Origin of the sequence: Streptomyces sp. NPDC050610 (genome assembly GCF_040654875.1) — a bacterium.
In the GTDB taxonomy this organism is placed as follows: domain Bacteria; phylum Actinomycetota; class Actinomycetes; order Streptomycetales; family Streptomycetaceae; genus Streptomyces.
The window spans coordinates 85,806-100,643 of sequence record NZ_JBFAIV010000022.1; the positions used below are offsets into that span (position 1 = coordinate 85,806).

The 14,838-nt window shown below is 72.9% G+C and carries 15 protein-coding genes; 9 read left to right on the forward strand and 6 right to left on the reverse strand.

Features of this window, described 5'->3' with window-relative positions; translation table 11 throughout:
* Positions 1–23 precede the first annotated feature (23 nt).
* Positions 24–965 carry an isocyanide synthase family protein gene (locus AB0I22_RS25535; RefSeq protein ID WP_363133223.1) on the reverse strand — a complete coding sequence of 314 codons (942 nt, stop codon included), beginning with the start codon at positions 963–965 and terminating at the stop codon, positions 24–26.
* Between the two features lie 7 nt (positions 966–972).
* Positions 973–2,223, reverse strand: a complete 1,251-nt coding sequence (locus AB0I22_RS25540; RefSeq protein ID WP_363133224.1) for a cytochrome P450 — start codon at positions 2,221–2,223, stop codon at positions 973–975.
* A gap of 268 nt (positions 2,224–2,491) precedes the next feature.
* On the opposite strand from AB0I22_RS25540, the gene AB0I22_RS25545 reads away from it, so the two are divergent.
* Genes AB0I22_RS25545 through AB0I22_RS25555 form a run of 3 tightly spaced genes read left to right on the forward strand, consistent with a single transcriptional unit; the run spans position 2,492 to position 5,921 of the window.
* Positions 2,492–2,734 (forward strand): hypothetical protein, encoded by a 243-nt coding sequence (locus tag AB0I22_RS25545; RefSeq protein WP_363133225.1) that lies wholly within the window; start codon positions 2,492–2,494, stop codon positions 2,732–2,734.
* Entirely contained in the window at positions 2,731–5,403 is a 2,673-nt protein-coding gene (locus tag AB0I22_RS25550) for a heavy metal translocating P-type ATPase (RefSeq protein WP_363133226.1), read from the forward strand. Before AB0I22_RS25545 ends, AB0I22_RS25550 begins: the two co-directional genes overlap by 4 nt.
* Entirely contained in the window at positions 5,400–5,921 is a 522-nt protein-coding gene (locus AB0I22_RS25555; protein ID WP_363133227.1) for a copper chaperone PCu(A)C, read from the forward strand. Before AB0I22_RS25550 ends, AB0I22_RS25555 begins: the two co-directional genes overlap by 4 nt.
* Before the next feature lie 55 nt (positions 5,922–5,976).
* Here AB0I22_RS25555 and AB0I22_RS25560 read toward each other — a convergent pair whose 3' ends face one another.
* Positions 5,977–6,552 (reverse strand): sigma-70 family RNA polymerase sigma factor, encoded by a 576-nt coding sequence (locus AB0I22_RS25560; RefSeq protein WP_363133228.1) that lies wholly within the window; start codon positions 6,550–6,552, stop codon positions 5,977–5,979.
* Between the two features lie 52 nt (positions 6,553–6,604).
* On the opposite strand from AB0I22_RS25560, the gene AB0I22_RS25565 reads away from it, so the two are divergent.
* Positions 6,605–6,793, forward strand: coding sequence for a zf-HC2 domain-containing protein (locus tag AB0I22_RS25565; RefSeq protein ID WP_363133229.1), 189 nt, complete (start codon positions 6,605–6,607; stop codon positions 6,791–6,793).
* A 131-nt stretch (positions 6,794–6,924) separates the two neighbouring features.
* Here AB0I22_RS25565 and AB0I22_RS25570 read toward each other — a convergent pair whose 3' ends face one another.
* Both AB0I22_RS25570 and AB0I22_RS25575 read right to left on the reverse strand, forming a co-directional pair.
* Complete coding sequence (locus tag AB0I22_RS25570; protein WP_363133230.1) at positions 6,925–7,620, reverse strand: hypothetical protein; 696 nt, start codon at positions 7,618–7,620, stop codon at positions 6,925–6,927.
* A gap of 318 nt (positions 7,621–7,938) precedes the next feature.
* Entirely contained in the window at positions 7,939–8,190 is a 252-nt protein-coding gene (locus AB0I22_RS25575; protein WP_363133231.1) for a holin, read from the reverse strand.
* Between the two features lie 438 nt (positions 8,191–8,628).
* On the opposite strand from AB0I22_RS25575, the gene AB0I22_RS25580 reads away from it, so the two are divergent.
* The 5 genes from AB0I22_RS25580 to AB0I22_RS25600 all read left to right on the forward strand — a co-directional run bounded on the left by AB0I22_RS25580 (position 8,629) and on the right by AB0I22_RS25600 (position 14,042).
* Complete coding sequence (locus AB0I22_RS25580) at positions 8,629–9,915, forward strand: GAF domain-containing protein (RefSeq protein WP_363133232.1); 1,287 nt, start codon at positions 8,629–8,631, stop codon at positions 9,913–9,915.
* A gap of 268 nt (positions 9,916–10,183) precedes the next feature.
* Positions 10,184–11,707, forward strand: coding sequence for an aldehyde dehydrogenase (gene adh / locus AB0I22_RS25585; RefSeq protein ID WP_363133233.1), 1,524 nt, complete (start codon positions 10,184–10,186; stop codon positions 11,705–11,707).
* Between the two features lie 491 nt (positions 11,708–12,198).
* Complete coding sequence (locus tag AB0I22_RS25590) at positions 12,199–12,507, forward strand: transposase (protein WP_363133234.1); 309 nt, start codon at positions 12,199–12,201, stop codon at positions 12,505–12,507.
* Positions 12,504–13,421 carry an IS3 family transposase gene (locus AB0I22_RS25595; RefSeq protein ID WP_363133235.1) on the forward strand — a complete coding sequence of 306 codons (918 nt, stop codon included), beginning with the start codon at positions 12,504–12,506 and terminating at the stop codon, positions 13,419–13,421. Before AB0I22_RS25590 ends, AB0I22_RS25595 begins: the two co-directional genes overlap by 4 nt.
* A gap of 123 nt (positions 13,422–13,544) precedes the next feature.
* The gene (locus AB0I22_RS25600; RefSeq protein ID WP_363133236.1) at positions 13,545–14,042 is read left to right on the forward strand and encodes a hypothetical protein; all 498 of its coding nucleotides are present in this window, start codon (positions 13,545–13,547) and stop codon (positions 14,040–14,042) included.
* 200 nt (positions 14,043–14,242) lie between these two features.
* Here the strand turns inward: AB0I22_RS25600 and AB0I22_RS25605 are convergent, their stop codons facing one another.
* Positions 14,243–14,821: a helix-turn-helix domain-containing protein gene (locus AB0I22_RS25605; RefSeq protein WP_363133237.1), complete on the reverse strand. Its 579-nt coding sequence runs from the start codon at positions 14,819–14,821 to the stop codon at positions 14,243–14,245.
* Between the last annotated feature and the right edge of the window lie 17 nt (positions 14,822–14,838).

Consider the following 14,838-nt stretch of genomic DNA (forward strand, 5'->3'; position numbering starts at 1 on the left):
TCCCGGCCTCGGAGCCGCGGGGGCTACCGCTCCGCGTAGTGGCTGGGCCGCCCGTCCCGCAGGACGAGGCGGCCCAGCCGCGCCGCGTCGGCGCGACGCATCAACTGGGCGCGTCCGTCCCGCCGCCGCAGGACGGTGGAGTGCCAGGGCGTGGCCCAGGCGTCGGCGGACTCCAGGAGGCGGATGCCGAACTTGGCCGCGCCCGGCCGCTGCGGATGGATCGACAGCCGTACGGACCGGGGGTGGCGAGCGGCGACGAGGTCGCCCCAGGCTCGGCTGCGGGCGATGACGCCGTACGCGCGGGCGCGGCAGTCGCGTTGGAGCGCGGACCGGCTGCCGGTGTGGCCGACCGAGTCCTCGACGAGGAAGCGGGTGATGCCCCGGTAGAGGCGGGTCGTCTCCTCATCGGTACGGGTCAGGGTCCGCAGGGCGGCGAGCCCCGGCGCGTACGCCTCGGCCGCGCGCGCCCGCTTCTCGTCGTACGGCAGGTCGCCGTAGACTTGGCGCAGGTCGAAGGTGTCGAGGTGGCGCAGGCCCGCGCGGCGGATCATGGTGCGCAGGGCGTCCCCGTACGCGTCGATATGCGCGTCGGGCACATTGATGAGGTCGCCGAAGATGTGGCCGTCGGAGCAGATGAGCATCCGCGCGCCGGGCCCGTAGATCTCGCCGACGCGGGAGCAGAGCCGGTCGAGGAAGGCCAGGGAGAGCCGTTCGCCCTCGTCGGGGAGGTGGCCGAGGACCTTGGCCGGATTGGGCGACTTGCAGGGGAAGCCGGGGAGGGTGAAGAGGACCGGCTCGCCGGCCGACGTGAACCGCCTTATGCGGGCGAGCTGTTCGGGGTACTCCCCCGGCTCGCCGAGCAGGGCAGGGGCCGTGGCCGTGGTGCGGTGGTACGGGAGGAGGAGGTCGAGTATGCGGGCTTCCGGGGAGCCGGCCGCCGTGCCGGGGACGCGTTCGTCGTGCATCAGCCGGTCACCCACGAGGGCATACGGGGCGGTCGAAGGCGACGGGCAGTCGGTCCGTCCCGCGTCCCAGCACTGCCGGTATCCATTCGACCTCCTCGTCGGGGACGGCCGGCCGCAGGCCCGGCAGCCGGTCGAGCAACGTTCTGAGGGCTATCTGGAGTTCGACGCGCGCCAGGGCGGCCGCAGGGCAGAAGTGTATGCCGTGGCCGAAGGCCAAGTGGGGGCCCTGCGCCCGGTCGAAGTCCAGGGTGTCGGGGTCGGGGAAGCGCGCGGGGTCGCGGTTGGCGGCGCAGAGGGAGACGATCACGGAGTCGCCGGCCGGGACGCGCGTGCCGTGCAGATCGGCGTCCTCGGCCAGGAAGCGCCAGGTGGTGAGCTCGAAGGCGCCGTCGTAGCGCAGCAGTTCCTCGACGGCGCGGGCCAGCAGCTCCGTGTCCTCGCGCGCGGCGCGCAGCCGGTCGAGGGCCTGGGGGTGGCGGAGGAGGGCCATGACGGCGGTGGTGATCTGGTTGGTGACGGGCTCCTGGCCCGCGACGAGGAGCTGGAAGATCATCGAGTCCAGCTCCTCCCTTGTCAGCCCGCCTTCCCCATGGGCGGCCACGAGGCGGCTGAGCAGGTCGTCCTGCGGGAGCTCCCGCTTGTACGCGACGATCTCGGCGATATACGCCTGGAGCCCGCGCAGCAGTTCCTCGTACGCGCCCCGGCCCGGGTCCTCCGGCCCCACGGGCTGTACGGCCTTGCCCCATTCGCGGCGGAAGCGGGCCGCGAGGGCCGGCGGCAGGCCGATGACCTCGGCGAGCACCTGGAAGGGGAAGCGGGCGGCGAAGCACGCCACGAGGTCCGCGCCGTTCGCGTCGGCGGGCAGTTCGTCCAGGAGCGCGTCCGCGAGTTCCTGGAAGCGGGGGTGCAGTTCCTCCGCACGGCGGGCCGCGAACGCGTCGAGGATCAGCCGTCTCATCCGGGTGTGCGCGGGCGGGTCCTGGTGCAGGAGGTGGACTTGGAGCTGCGAATGCTGGGGCTCGGGCATGATCGAGGCACGGGCGCGCCAGCGGTCGTTGCCCAGGTCGTGGTTCTTGCCGAGGCGGCTGTCGGACAGGGTCTGCTGGGCCGCGCTGTGGCCGGTGACGAGCCAGGCGGTGACACCGCTGGGGAAGCGCACCCGGTGCACGGGGCCGGCGGCGCGCAGCTTCTCGTAGAGCGGGTAGGGGTCGCGCTTGTAGGCGCGGCCGTAGAGGGGGAAGGGGTCCGGCAGGGGCACGGGGGCTCTCTTCGCTGGGGTGGGGCCGCTGAATCGCAGGCCCCTGAGAAGTCGTACGGCGGTCGGCGCGAGTTCCCGGGCGGTTCGCGCGCAAGTTCCCAGGCGGTTCGGGAGGGGCACTCGTACGGGCTTCCGGCGCGCGCCGTCGATCTCCAGGTAGTCGGCTGCGGGAGGCCGCTGGTTCCCGGGCGCGAAAGGGACAATCCTCACGCTCCGAGGAGGCCGTTCGGCGGCTTGGGCGGCCCTCGTGCCGTGCCACGATGCGGCGATGACAGCACGTCAAAACAGTCCGTACGCGCTCCTCGCCGGCTTCGCCCTGCTGCTCGCCGCGATGTTCGGCGTCGCCTACGCGGTGGGGTCGGCCGTCGGCCCCGTGGCCCCCGGCATGCACGGCAGCGGCGGCCCAGGTTCTGGTTCTGGTTCTGGTTCCGGTTCTGGTTCCGGCGGTTCTTCGGGCGGCGGCATGGGCGGCATGAACATGGGCGCGCCCGCGCCGGAGGCCGGCCGATGAGCACGGAGACCACGGAGACCACGGAGACCACGACGGAACTGGCGGTCGGCGGCATGACGTGCGCCGCCTGCGTGGGCCGGGTGGAGAAGAAGCTCGGGCGGGTGGAGGGGGTCAGCGCGACCGTCAACCTCGCGACGGGCCGGGCCCGGGTGAGCCACCCGGCCACGGTGAGCGCGGCCGAACTCGTCGCCGTCGTGGAGGCGGCGGGGTTCACCGCCCGCCGCCTGGAGGCGGAGCGGCGGCGGGGCGCGGAGGACCGCCCGGACTCCGCTGCCGCGCCCGGCGCCGCCGAACGGACCCGGCTGCTGGTCACGGCCGTGCTGGCCGTGCCGGTCCTGGTGCTGTCCATGGTCCCGTCCTGTCAGTTCGACAACTGGCAGTGGCTCTGCTTCGTGCTGGCCGCGCCGGTCGCGGCCTGGGGTGCCTGGCCCTTCCACGCCAAGGCGCTGCGCGGCCTGCGGCACGGCGGCGCGACCATGGACACGCTGGTGTCGCTGGGCGTGCTGGCGTCGTTCCTGTGGTCGGCGTACGCGCTGTTCCTCGGCGGCGCCGGGCAGCCGGGGATGCGGATGCCGTTCACGCTCGTACCGTCGGCGACGGGCGGCGTGGCCGACGTGTATCTGGAAGCCGTCGTCGGCGTCCCGCTGTTCGTGCTGACCGGCCGGCTGCTGGAGGCGCGCGCCCGGCGGGCCACCGGTTCCGCGCTGCGGGCGCTCGCCTCGCTCACCGTCAAGGAGGTCGTCGTACGGGCCGACGGCGCCGAACGCAGCGTTCCCATCGAGGAGTTGCGGGTCGGCGACCGCTTCGTCGTACGGCCCGGCGAACGGGTCGCGACCGACGGCGTGATCACCGAGGGCGGCTCTGCCCTGGACCTGGCCCTGGTCACGGGCGAGAGCGCGCCGGTGGAGGTCGGTCCCGGCTCGGTGGTCGTCGGCGGGGCTGTCAACTCCGGCGGACTGCTGGAGGTGCGCGCCGAGGCGGTCGGCGCGGACACCCGCCTCGCGCGCATCGCCCGACTGGTGGAGGACGCGCAGACCGGCAAGGCGCGCGTACAGCGGCTCGCCGACGCCGTCGCGGGCGTCTTCGTCCCCGCGGTACTCGCCGTCGCCGTCACCGTGCTGGGCTTCTGGCTGGGCGCGGGCGCCGACCCGCAGGCCGCCGTCACGGCGGCCGTGGCCGTACTCGTCGTCGCCTGCCCCTGCGCCCTCGGCCTGGCCACCCCCACCGCCCTGCTCGCGGCCACCGGCCGGGGCGCGGGGCTGGGCATCCTCGTCAGCGGACCGCAGGCCCTGGAAGGGCTGCGGCGGGTGGACACAGTCGTACTGGACAAGACCGGCACGCTCACGGTCGGCGCCATGTCCGTCGCGGCGGTCACCGCGCGCGCCGACGGCCTCGGCGAGGCGGCGGCGCTGCGTCTCGCGGGCGCGGCCGAGGAGGGTTCGGAGCACCCGGTGGGCCGCGCCATCGCGTCCCACGCCCGCCGCACCCTGCCCGAACCGCCCCCGCGCGTCGAGCGTTTCACCGCCACGGCGGGCCTCGGGGTCACGGGCCTGGTGGACGGGCGGACGGTCGAGGTACTGCGCCCGGACGCCGGGACGGCGACGGCGTTCCGGCCGTCGGGCGAGGGGCCGGCGTGTCGGCCATCGGATGAGGAGGCGGTGCGTCGGCCAACGGGCGAAGGCACGGCCGACTCGCCGTCGCGCGGGGCCGGTTCCGAGACTGCGGCCGGTCCGGAGGACGGGCGGGACGTGGAGGCCGGCCGGGGCACGGAGAACAGCCGAGGTCCGAAGAACGGGCAGAGCGCGGAGAACAGCCAGGGCACGGAGTCCCGGACCGCGTCGACGAACGTGCCGCTCCACGACCCGGCGGCTCCGACTCAGCCCCTCACTCTCCCCGCCGAACTGGCCGAGGCCGTGCGGGACGCGGAGGCCGCCGGGCGTACGGCCGTACTCGTGCGGGTGGACGGGCGGCCCGAGGCCGTCATCGCGCTCGGGGACCAGTTGCGCCCCGGCAGTTACCGGGCCGTGGACCATCTCAAGCGGCTCGGGCTGCGGCCGGTGCTCGCCACCGGCGACAGCGATGCCACCGCGCACGCCGTCGCCGCAGAGCTGGGGATCGCCGAGGTCCACCCGCGTTCCACGCCCGAGAGCAAGGCCGAGCTCGTACGGACGCTGCGCGCGAGCGGGCGGCGCGTCGCCGTGGTCGGCGACGGGGTCAATGACGCGGCGGCGCTGGCCGGGGCTGATCTCGGGATCGCGATGGGCGGCGGTACGGACGCCGCCATCGGGGCGGCCGATGTGACGCTGGTGCGCGAGGACATGCGGGCCCTCGCCGACGCGGTGCGGCTGGCGCGCCGCACGCTGGGGACCGTACGGGCCAATCTGGCCTGGGCGTTCGGCTACAACCTCGTCACCGTGCCGCTGGCCGCGGTCGGCCTGCTGAACCCGATGGTCGCGGCGGCCGCGATGTCCGTCAGCTCGCTGCTCGTCGTCGGCAACAGCCTCCGGCTGCGCGGCTGGCAGCCGACGGCGTCGCGCGGCACGGCGGGAGGCGGCTCCGCAAGCGGCGGCGCCGCGGCAGGACGCGCCGCCGGGCGGGCCCGGCCGTACGGTACGGGCCCGGGCCGCGCCGATACGCCCCGTACGAGCACCCGAGGAGGCTCCTGGTGAGCACGGACATGAGCGACGGAGCGGTGCCCGCCCCCACTCCCCTGTGGCGGGCCCTCGCGCCGGCCGTCCGCGCCGCGCTGGTCCCCGTCGCGGCCTTCGCCGTCGCGCTGGGCGGGCTCGGGGTGTGGGCCGCGTCCGGGGCGGCCGGCAGCCCGGCCGAACTGGAGGTGACCGGGGGTCGGATGCTCGTGCCGTTCGGCGGCGGCGAGACGGCCGCGTTCTTCCGGGTGCGCAACACCGGCGGCGCGGACGACGAACTGCTGCGGGTGGAAGTCCCCTCCGCCCGGAAGGCGATGTTCAGCCGGAACGTCGAGCGGAAGGGCGCCGGCACCATGGAGATGCTCGGCTCGATGCCCGTACCCGGGGGCGGCGAGCTGGCGATGTCGCACAGCGGCGTGGACATCATGGTGCAGGGCCCGCCGAAGGTCAGCGTCGGCGACCGGGTGCCGTTCGTGCTGCACTTCCGCGAGAGCGGCACGGTTCGGGTCGACGCCGAGGTCGTACGGGCCGGGAGCTGAGGAACACGTCGGGTCGGGGGGCGCGGGCGGGCCCGCGCCCCCCGACCGTCGGTTTCTAAGCCGGCGCCGGGACTCGCGCCGCCGCCCGTTCGGCGGTGGCCAGCTGGCCGATGAGGGCCTCGCGGGCCCGCGCCACGCGCGAGCGCACGGTGCCGATGGGGCAGCCCGCCACGGCGGCCGCCTCGGCGTACGGCAGACCCAGCAGCTGGGTCAGTACGAACGCCTCGCGCCGTTCGTACGGCAGCCGGTCCAGCAGTTGTGAGAGCGCCACCCCTTCGTCGAAGCCGGGAAGCTCCGGGGACTGGGTGCGTTCGGCCGCCGCCTGCCAGTCGTCGGTGTCGGAGAGCCGGGGCCGGGCCGCGTTGAACCGGAACCGGTCGATGACCGTACGGCGGGCGATGGCCAGCAGCCAGGTGCGCGCGGACGAGCGGCCCTCGAAGTGCGGCAGGCTGCGCAGCGCGCGCAGATACGTCTCCTGGACCAGGTCGTCGGCGCCCTGCGGGTCGCCGCTGAGCCGCGCCACGAACCGCCGGACGTCGCCCTGGGTGGCGCGGATGAAGCGGTCCACGGCCTCCGCGTCGCCGCCGCGCGCCGCGAGCGCCCAGGCGGTCACGGCCTCGTCGTCACGCACGGCCGCCTCCCCCAGTGGGCGCGGGCCGCCCGGTACCGGCGACGATGAGGGGGTGGACTGCTGTGATGCCCGTACCGCCATATCCGCCCGTGCCGACGGCGAGGCGCTGCCTCCGGGCGTGCCGGAGGGCGCGCTCGACGCGCATGTACGGGGCTGTGAGCCGTGCCGCCGCTTCGGCGAGGGGGTGCGGCGGCTCAAAGAACTGGCCGCGGGGCTCGACGGGGCGTGGGGCGTGGGGTGAGCCGGGCCGTCGAACGGCCCGTGTCAGGGCAGGGGTCATCGCCCTGGGTCCTTCCTGGAATCCGGGCGCCCGGCCGTGGGGGGGGCGGGGCGCGCCGGTGATGTGGTGATCCGGTCGCGTGGTACGTGCCGTCAGCCGACGGCGGCGCGGGCCGGTGGACCACGGGTGGCCAGGACATGGGCGTAGAGCAGTTGCCGCAGCCGCTGCGCCGCGCGTGCGCGTTCGCCGTCGGCGCGGCGTACGCGGGGCGCGGAGCGGGTCGGCGGGGCGTCGTGAAAGAGGACGAGGAGCGGTGCGAACAGCCGCGCCGTGAGGGCGCGGCCGAGCCGGAAGGCCCCCTGTTCGCCGCCGCACAGCCACATGGCGGAGACGAGGGCGACCAGGACGTGCGCGGACCACATCCCGAGCGCGCCGTGCCCCATGTGGTGCATCGTGGCGTGCGCCGCTATCGAGGCGGGCGCGTCCGGTGAGTTCATCGCCGCCATGGCTCCGTCGCCGGCGGGTATACCGGCGGGTATGGAGTGCCCGGCGCCTGTGGCGTGCTGAAGGCCGGCGGCCGCGCTCGTACGGGCCACGTTCTGGGCGATCGCGAAGAAGGAGTGCAGGCCGGACTGCGCGCCCACGGTGGCGAGCGTGACCAGCAGCGGGCCGCGCTCGCGGCCGGCCATGAACCAGGCCGCGCCGCCGGTGCCGCTCAGCGCGCCGCCGATCGCCCACCACGGGACGGCCGTACCGGACATGACCGCGTGGCCCAGGGCCGCGAGCAGCACGCAGACCGCCGCGAACACGGTGGCCCGCAGCGCCCGAAGTCCGTGCCCCGCTTCCATGGGCTCATCGTTGCACCCGGGTCCGACAGCGCGACGCCGGGGGCGTGCGGGGGCCCGTAGCGGTCGTCGGCTGAAGAAACCCACACGGGTGACGCAGGGGGTGGAGCAACGGGTGGGACAAGGCGCGCGGCTCCGCCTCGCACCGTCCGCCCGGCGGTGCGAGGCGGTGGACCGACGGCTCGGGGGAAGTGACCGGCGGCCCGGGTCCCGTCGCGCCTGGTGGGACTCGCCTCAGAGAGTGAACCGCTGCCCGCCGCCGGGCGGGAGCGTGTGCGTCGATTGCCCGTGGGTGCGGCGCGCACACCCCGTGTGAATCGGTCAGGCCCGAGTGCGGCGGTCCGGCAGCCAGGCGGCGCTGCTCTTGTCGCCGACCCGGGTGCCGATGGTTCCTTTGAGCACGGAGAGGGCCGCGGGGAGCGCCGCGACGGCGGCGGCTTTGAGCGCGGAGACGCTGGTGAGGTCGAACCCGTCGGCCATCAGCAGGCCGAGGAAGGTGGTCACGTACGCGGTGACAGTGCGTTCGGCGATGTCGGCGAGCGTCTTCGCGGTGGCCGCCGGGGTTTTCGGCATGGTCTCTTCCCTTCACGGACGGAAGGAGGCGGGGAACGGCCGGGAGAGGCAGCGGAGAGGGCGGGTGGGGAGAACCGGCCGAACGTGCGTACTCGCAGGGTGGAGGCGTGGGTACGGAGCCGCAAGTGCCGTGGTGCGGGGGCTTGTTATTCCACTTGCGGGGCAGTCGCCCGGCAGGGAATGTGGGCGGCAAGGAGGGATCATGACCGCGACCGCGTACGTCCCGCACGGCCTTGGCACGAGCGCGCCGGCCCGTCGGCTGCGGCCTCGTGCGGAACAGTGCCCGAACTGCGGAGGGCAGCTCGCCGTGAACCAGGACGGCTGGAAGATCTGCCACGGCTGCGGATACGCCTCACCACCCGGTTACGCGCCCCCTCCGCGCGGCGTCACCGGCGGTATCGTCGAAACCGCCGCTGCCGAACGTTCCGGAGGGTCCACGTGGTCAACCCATGGCTCGCGCTGGCGGCGGACGCCGACCCCGCCGAAAGCCGCCGTGCGGTCCGCTGCGCGCACGAGGAGTTCCTGGCCCGGGGCGCGGTCGGCCCGCAGGTACGGCAGGTGGTCGCCGACTCCTGGCGGCGCTGCGCCCGTTCACGATCGGCGACAGAGGCCGTCGCACCCATCGACCTGAGCGACGACGAGTTGGCCGAGTACCGCCGGGCGCATCCGCTGGCGGGCGCGATGCCGCTGGTCAGGGAGTTGCTGGGGTCCGTGGCCGACGAGGGCGCGTATCTGCTGGCGGTGTGCGACGAGCACGGGCGCATGCTGTGGGTGGAGGGGCACGCCGGGGCGCGGGGCCGGGCCGAGACGATGAACCTGGTCGCGGGCGGCCGCTGGGACGAACGGCACGCGGGCACCAACGGCCCGGGCACGGCGCTCGCCACCGACCACGCGGTGCAGATCTTCACCACCGAGCACTACAACCGCGTGGTACAGCCGTGGACCTGCGCCGCCGCCCCCGTCCACGACCCGCGCAGCGGACGGCTGCTGGGCGCGGTGGACATCTCCGGCGGCGACCACCTGGCGGGGCCGTACAGCCTGGCGCTGGTCCAGGCGACGGCCCGCGCGGCAGAGGCACAGCTGTCGGCCGCGCCCTGCGCGGAGCGCGACTTCCTGACCGCGCTGGGCCGCGACGAGGCGCTGCTGTCGATCGGCGGCCGACGGCTGCGGCTGGGCCGCCGGCACAGCGAGATCATGGTGCTGCTGGCCTGCCACCCCGAGGGCCTGACGGGCGACCGGCTGGCCCTGGAACTGTACGGCGAACGCCCCGTCGACCCGGTGACGCTGCGCGCCGAACTCTCCCGGCTGCGCCGCCTGGTGGGCCCGCTGCTGGTCTCACGCCCGTACCGGCTCTGCGCGCCCCTGCGCACCGACGCGGCGACGGCGGCCGACGAGCTCGCGGCCGGGGCGCTGCACGCCGTGTCGCGTACGTACCGGGGTCCGCTGCTGCCGTCGTCGGAGGCGCCGGGCGTGCGCCGGGCGCGGTACGTGCTGGAGGACGGGGTCCGCCGGGCGCTGCTGGCGGCGCGCGATCCGTATCTGCTGCGGTGGTGGGTCCAGTCGCCGTGGGGCGAGGACGACCTTGAGGTGAGCGAGGCGCTGCTGGGGGTGCTGGCGGAGCGGGCGCCGGGGCGGGAGGCGGTGGCGGCGCGGACGGGGAGACTGCGGGCGGCGTACGGGGTGGGGGTGGGCGGCCCGACGGGCGTCGACGGACCGGACCGGTGAATGAGAACGGGCGGACGGGGACCGGTGGGCGAGGACCGGTGAAAGACACCCGATGAACGACTCCCGGCGGACGACAACCGGTGAACAACGCCCGGCGGACAATGCCCGGCGGACAATGCCCGGTGAACAACGACTGGCGGACGACGACTGGCGGACGACGACTGGCGAATGCTGGACGCAACGTCCGTGCAACGTCCCGCCCCCTAGCCTCCTCGCACACCGCCGTTCGCGAGGGAGCGGGCGGCAGACCGACAGGAGGCCGCCCTAGATGACTCGTTACGCCAGCCCTGGTTCCGCAGACGCGATCGTCTCGTACAGCTCGCGGTACGACCACTGGATCGGCGGCGAGTACGTGCCGCCCAAGCAGGGCCGGTACTTCGAGAACCCGACGCCGATCAACGGACAACCGTTCACCGAGATCGCGCGGGGCACCGCCGAGGATGTCGAGCACGCCCTGGACGCGGCTCATGCGGCGGCCCCGGCCTGGGGCCGTACCGCGCCGGCCGAACGGGCGACGGTGCTGAACCGGATCGCGGACCGGATGGAAGCCAACCTCGAAGCGCTCGCGGTCGCGGAGAGCTGGGAGAACGGCAAGCCCGTACGGGAGACGCTGGCCGCGGACATCCCGCTGGCGATCGACCACTTCCGGTACTTCGCCGGGGCGATCCGGGCCCAGGAGGGCAGCCTCTCGGAGCTCGACGAGGACACGGTCGCATACCACTTCCACGAGCCGCTGGGGGTCGTCGCACAGATCATCCCGTGGAACTTCCCGATCCTGATGGCCGCGTGGAAACTCGCACCGGCCCTGGCCGCGGGCAACGCCGTGGTCCTCAAGCCCGCCGAGCAGACGCCCGCCTCGCTCCACTACTGGATGAGCCTGGTGGCGGACCTGCTGCCGCCGGGCGTGGTCAACATCGTGAACGGCTTCGGCGTCGAGGCCGGCAAGCCGCTCGCCTCCAGCCCGAGGATCGCGAAGGTCGCCTTCACCGGGGAGACCACGACGGGCCGCCTGATCATGCAGTACGCGTCGGAGAACCTGAAGCCCGTCACGCTGGAACTCGGCGGCAAGAGCCCCAACATCTTCTTCGACGACGTGTCGTCGGCCGACGACGACTTCCTGGACAAGGCGCTCGAAGGCTTCACGATGTTCGCCCTGAACCAGGGCGAGGTCTGTACGTGCCCCTCCCGCGCGCTGATCCAGCAGGGCCACTACCGCACCTTCATGGACGCGGCGGTAGCCCGCACCGAGGCGATCGTGCCGGGCCACCCGCTGGACACGGACACGATGATCGGCGCCCAGGCCTCCAACGACCAGCTGGAGAAGATCCTCTCCTACCTCGACATCGGAAAGCAGGAAGGCGCCCGCATCCTCACCGGCGGCGCCCGCGCCGACCTCGGCGGCGATCTGGCGGGCGGCTACTACGTCCAGCCCACTATCTTCGAAGGCGACAACCGCATGCGCGTCTTCCAGGAGGAGATCTTCGGCCCGGTGGTAGCCGTCGCCCCCTTCGCCGACTTCGACGACGCCGTCAAAACCGCCAACGACACCCTCTACGGCCTCGGCGCCGGCGTCTGGACCCGCAACGGCACCCTCGCCTACCGCGCGGGCCGCGCCATCCAGGCCGGCCGCGTCTGGACCAACTGCTACCACGCCTACCCGGCCCACGCCGCCTTCGGCGGCTACAAGCAGTCGGGCATCGGCCGCGAGAACCACAAGATGATGCTGGACCACTATCAGCAGACGAAAAACCTCCTCGTCTCCTACTCCCCGAAGAAGCTGGGCTTCTTCTAGAAGCCGGAAAAAGGGCCCCTGACCTGGCTTTTCGCCGGTCGCGGGCCCTTCACTCGCTCGGTTCCATGCAAGAGTCAGTATGCGGCTTACCTCCCACTTTCTCCCCCTGCTGCACCCGTTCTGACCAGTGCTTCCGGTCTATTTCCGGTCCAGGACCAGGCTCACCCCGCAGGCGTGGAGCCCTGGCTGAGGCGGTCCCACTCCTGCATGGACTGCTCGATGAGGCGGTTGGCCTGCTCCCGGACGCCGTCCAGGAATTTGGCGTAGTGACGGAAAAGGACCTCGATGCTCTGACCGGCGCGGCAAGCGCATTCGGCCGGGTCCACGCCGGAGTGCAGCCAGAAGGAGATCCCGGCGTGCCGAAGGTCGTAGGGCCGCTTGGCCAGGCCGGAGGTGAGTTCCGTACGGGTCAGAACGCACTTTGAGGTTTCCCCAGGATGCGGAGGGTGGTGACGTCGGGTCAGGTGGGACTCATGAGAGGAAGTCCGACCATGGCTGCGCCGAGAAAATACCCGCTGGAGTTGCGTGAGCGTGCGGTACGGATGTATCGCACCGCCGACCCGAAGCCGCAGATCAAGAGGCTGGGCGCCGATCTCGGGGTGCATCCCGAGGCCCTGCGTACCTGGATTCGGCAGGCCGAGGCGGACGCGGGCGAGCGTGACGACCGGTCCACCACCGCCGAGCGTGAGGAGCTCGTGGCCCTGCGCAAGGAGAACGCCCAGCTCAAGCGGGCGAACGAGGTCCTGCGGACGGCCTCGGCTTTTTTCGCCGCGCAGCTCGACCCGACCCGGCCCAGGTGACGGCGCTCTTCACCGAGCACCCGCACCTGGAGGTCGAGCCCACTCTCCGGGAACTGCACATCGCCTCCTCCACCTACTACCGCTGGCGCCGCGCCGGGACCGAGCCCTGTGAACGGATCCGCCGGGACGTCGAGCTGACCGGGCAGATCACACGTATCCACACCGACTCCGGCGGGATCTACGGCTCCCCACGTGTCCACGCGGTCCTCAGGCGTGAGGGCGTCCACGTCGGGCGCAAGCGGGTCGAGCGGCTGATGCGCGAGGCCGATCTCGCGGGCGTCAGCCCGCGCCGGAAGGGTTTCACGCGCCGGGACCCCAGCGCCGCCCTGGCCCCGGACCTGGTCGAGCGGGACTTCACCGCCCCCGCGCCGAACAGGTTGTGGGTCACCGACCTGACGATGATTCCGACCGGCGAGGGGCCGCTGTGGCTCTCGGCGATCCGGGATGCGTTCTCCCGCCGGGTGGTGGCCTGGGAGACCTCCGGCCGTGCGGACGCCGACCTGGTCCTGACCTCGCTGGAGTACGCGCTGGCCAGCCGGGAGGTCGAGCCCGGCACGCTGATTCATCACGCCGGCCACGGCTGCCAGTACACGTCTGTGAAGCTCACAACACGCCTGGTCAGAGCGGGGATCGAGGCGTCCATGGGCTCGGTCGGCGACTCGTACGACAACGCTCTCGCAGAGAATCTCTGGATGATCATCAAGACGGAATGCACCCGCGGTCGCGTCTTCGCCACCCGGGCCGAGGCCAACCTCGCGCTCTTCGAGTACATCGACGGCTTCTATAACGGCCGGCGCATCCAGAAACGGCTCGGCTTCCTCAGCCCCATCGAGTTCGAGGAGCAGCACTACACCAACCGAGCGACGGCCGAACAAGCGAACCTGAATACCCGTCACCCCGCGCTGACCAGCTGATCAGCACCTCCCGCACACCGGGGAACCTCAGAGGGAGCGTGGACGCGGTCGCTGCGACTGCCCACCGCCGCTCCAGCCGAGCAGGTCCGCCGCACGCTCGCGGTCCTGGCGACCACCTGGCCGATGGCAGCCTTCCTGCCGGGCGAGGCCGACGACGACCCGGTGGACGAGGTGGTCCTGTACCGGGACCCGAGCCGCACGCACGGCACTCCGGACACGTCGGCGTGCGACGCCGCCGTACGTCAGCTGGTCACGGCGACCGGATGGACCCCGGCAGCCGGGCAAGCCAACGGCGGTGTGCTCGTCGGCCCCGGTCTGCGGGAGGGGGACGCCGTTGGTGCACCGGAGCACTCGCCTCTGGAAGTCATCGGCCGTCTTCGCACCGGCAGCGCCACGGGATGGTGTTGCCGTACATCCCGACTCGTGTCCGCCCGGCTCGTCGACGGCGCTGTCCGCTGGTACGCGGAGGTCAGTGCGGTCGTGCACGCGGAGGTCCGGCTGCTGCCCGCCGTCGAGACCGCCGCTCTCAGCTGCGCCCAGCACCGCTACGTCGTAACCCACCTGACCCACCAGCCAACATATGTATTCCAGCAATGCGTCAGCGGAGGCTTGCCGTATTGAGCCTCCGCCAACTTGAAATCACAGGTCAAAGGGCTGGCGTGACCGGCTCTCGGGGTGCTCGCGCTGGTCCTGGGTGACTGCCTGCGCAGTAGGCCATCTGTCAGCGATTGGCTTGGAGGTCTGCCAGGAAGAGCAGGGCCTCTCGGAGGGAGTCGACGGGCGCCACAGTGCCCGAGGCGCCGACAGCCGAGCGGCATGGATCAGCCCAGCGACGCAGTTGCCGCACGCAGGTCTTCCAGGGCTGCCAGTGCATGTGGCGCGAGCCCTTCTGTGTCATCACGATCGCTTTCGGACCACCGGGCGTATCCCCGCTTGAACGCGAGGACTCCCAGCTCGCCCGCGAGGTGCGCGGTCGGGTCGGGGACGCCACGGGCGGTGAGCGCGGCTGTCATGGCGGCCGCGAGACCGACGCTCTTGAGGGCGTCGCGCTCCTGTAGTTCGGTGCTGGCTGCCACGGCTGCTTCGAGGCGGGGGCCGAGTTCGCGGTTCGTCGGTCCCATGGCGCTCGATGCGCGCTCGAGACCAGCTGCCACCGCCTGGAGCGGGCTAGCACTTGCAGGAGCCTCGGTAATGCCGTCGGCGAGCAGCCTGCTGAGCGTCTCCTGGCCGGCGACCAGCAGCTCGCGCTTGTCGGAGAAGTGCCGGAAGAAGGTGCTTTTGGTGACGCCGGCGCGCTCGGCTATCTGCGTCACCGTGGTGGCGTCGTAGCCCTGCTCGGTGAACAGGTCGACAGCCGCGACGACGAGTCGCTGGGTCGCCCCCGGTTGCCATCTAGCCATGAGACCAGGATAGGCGA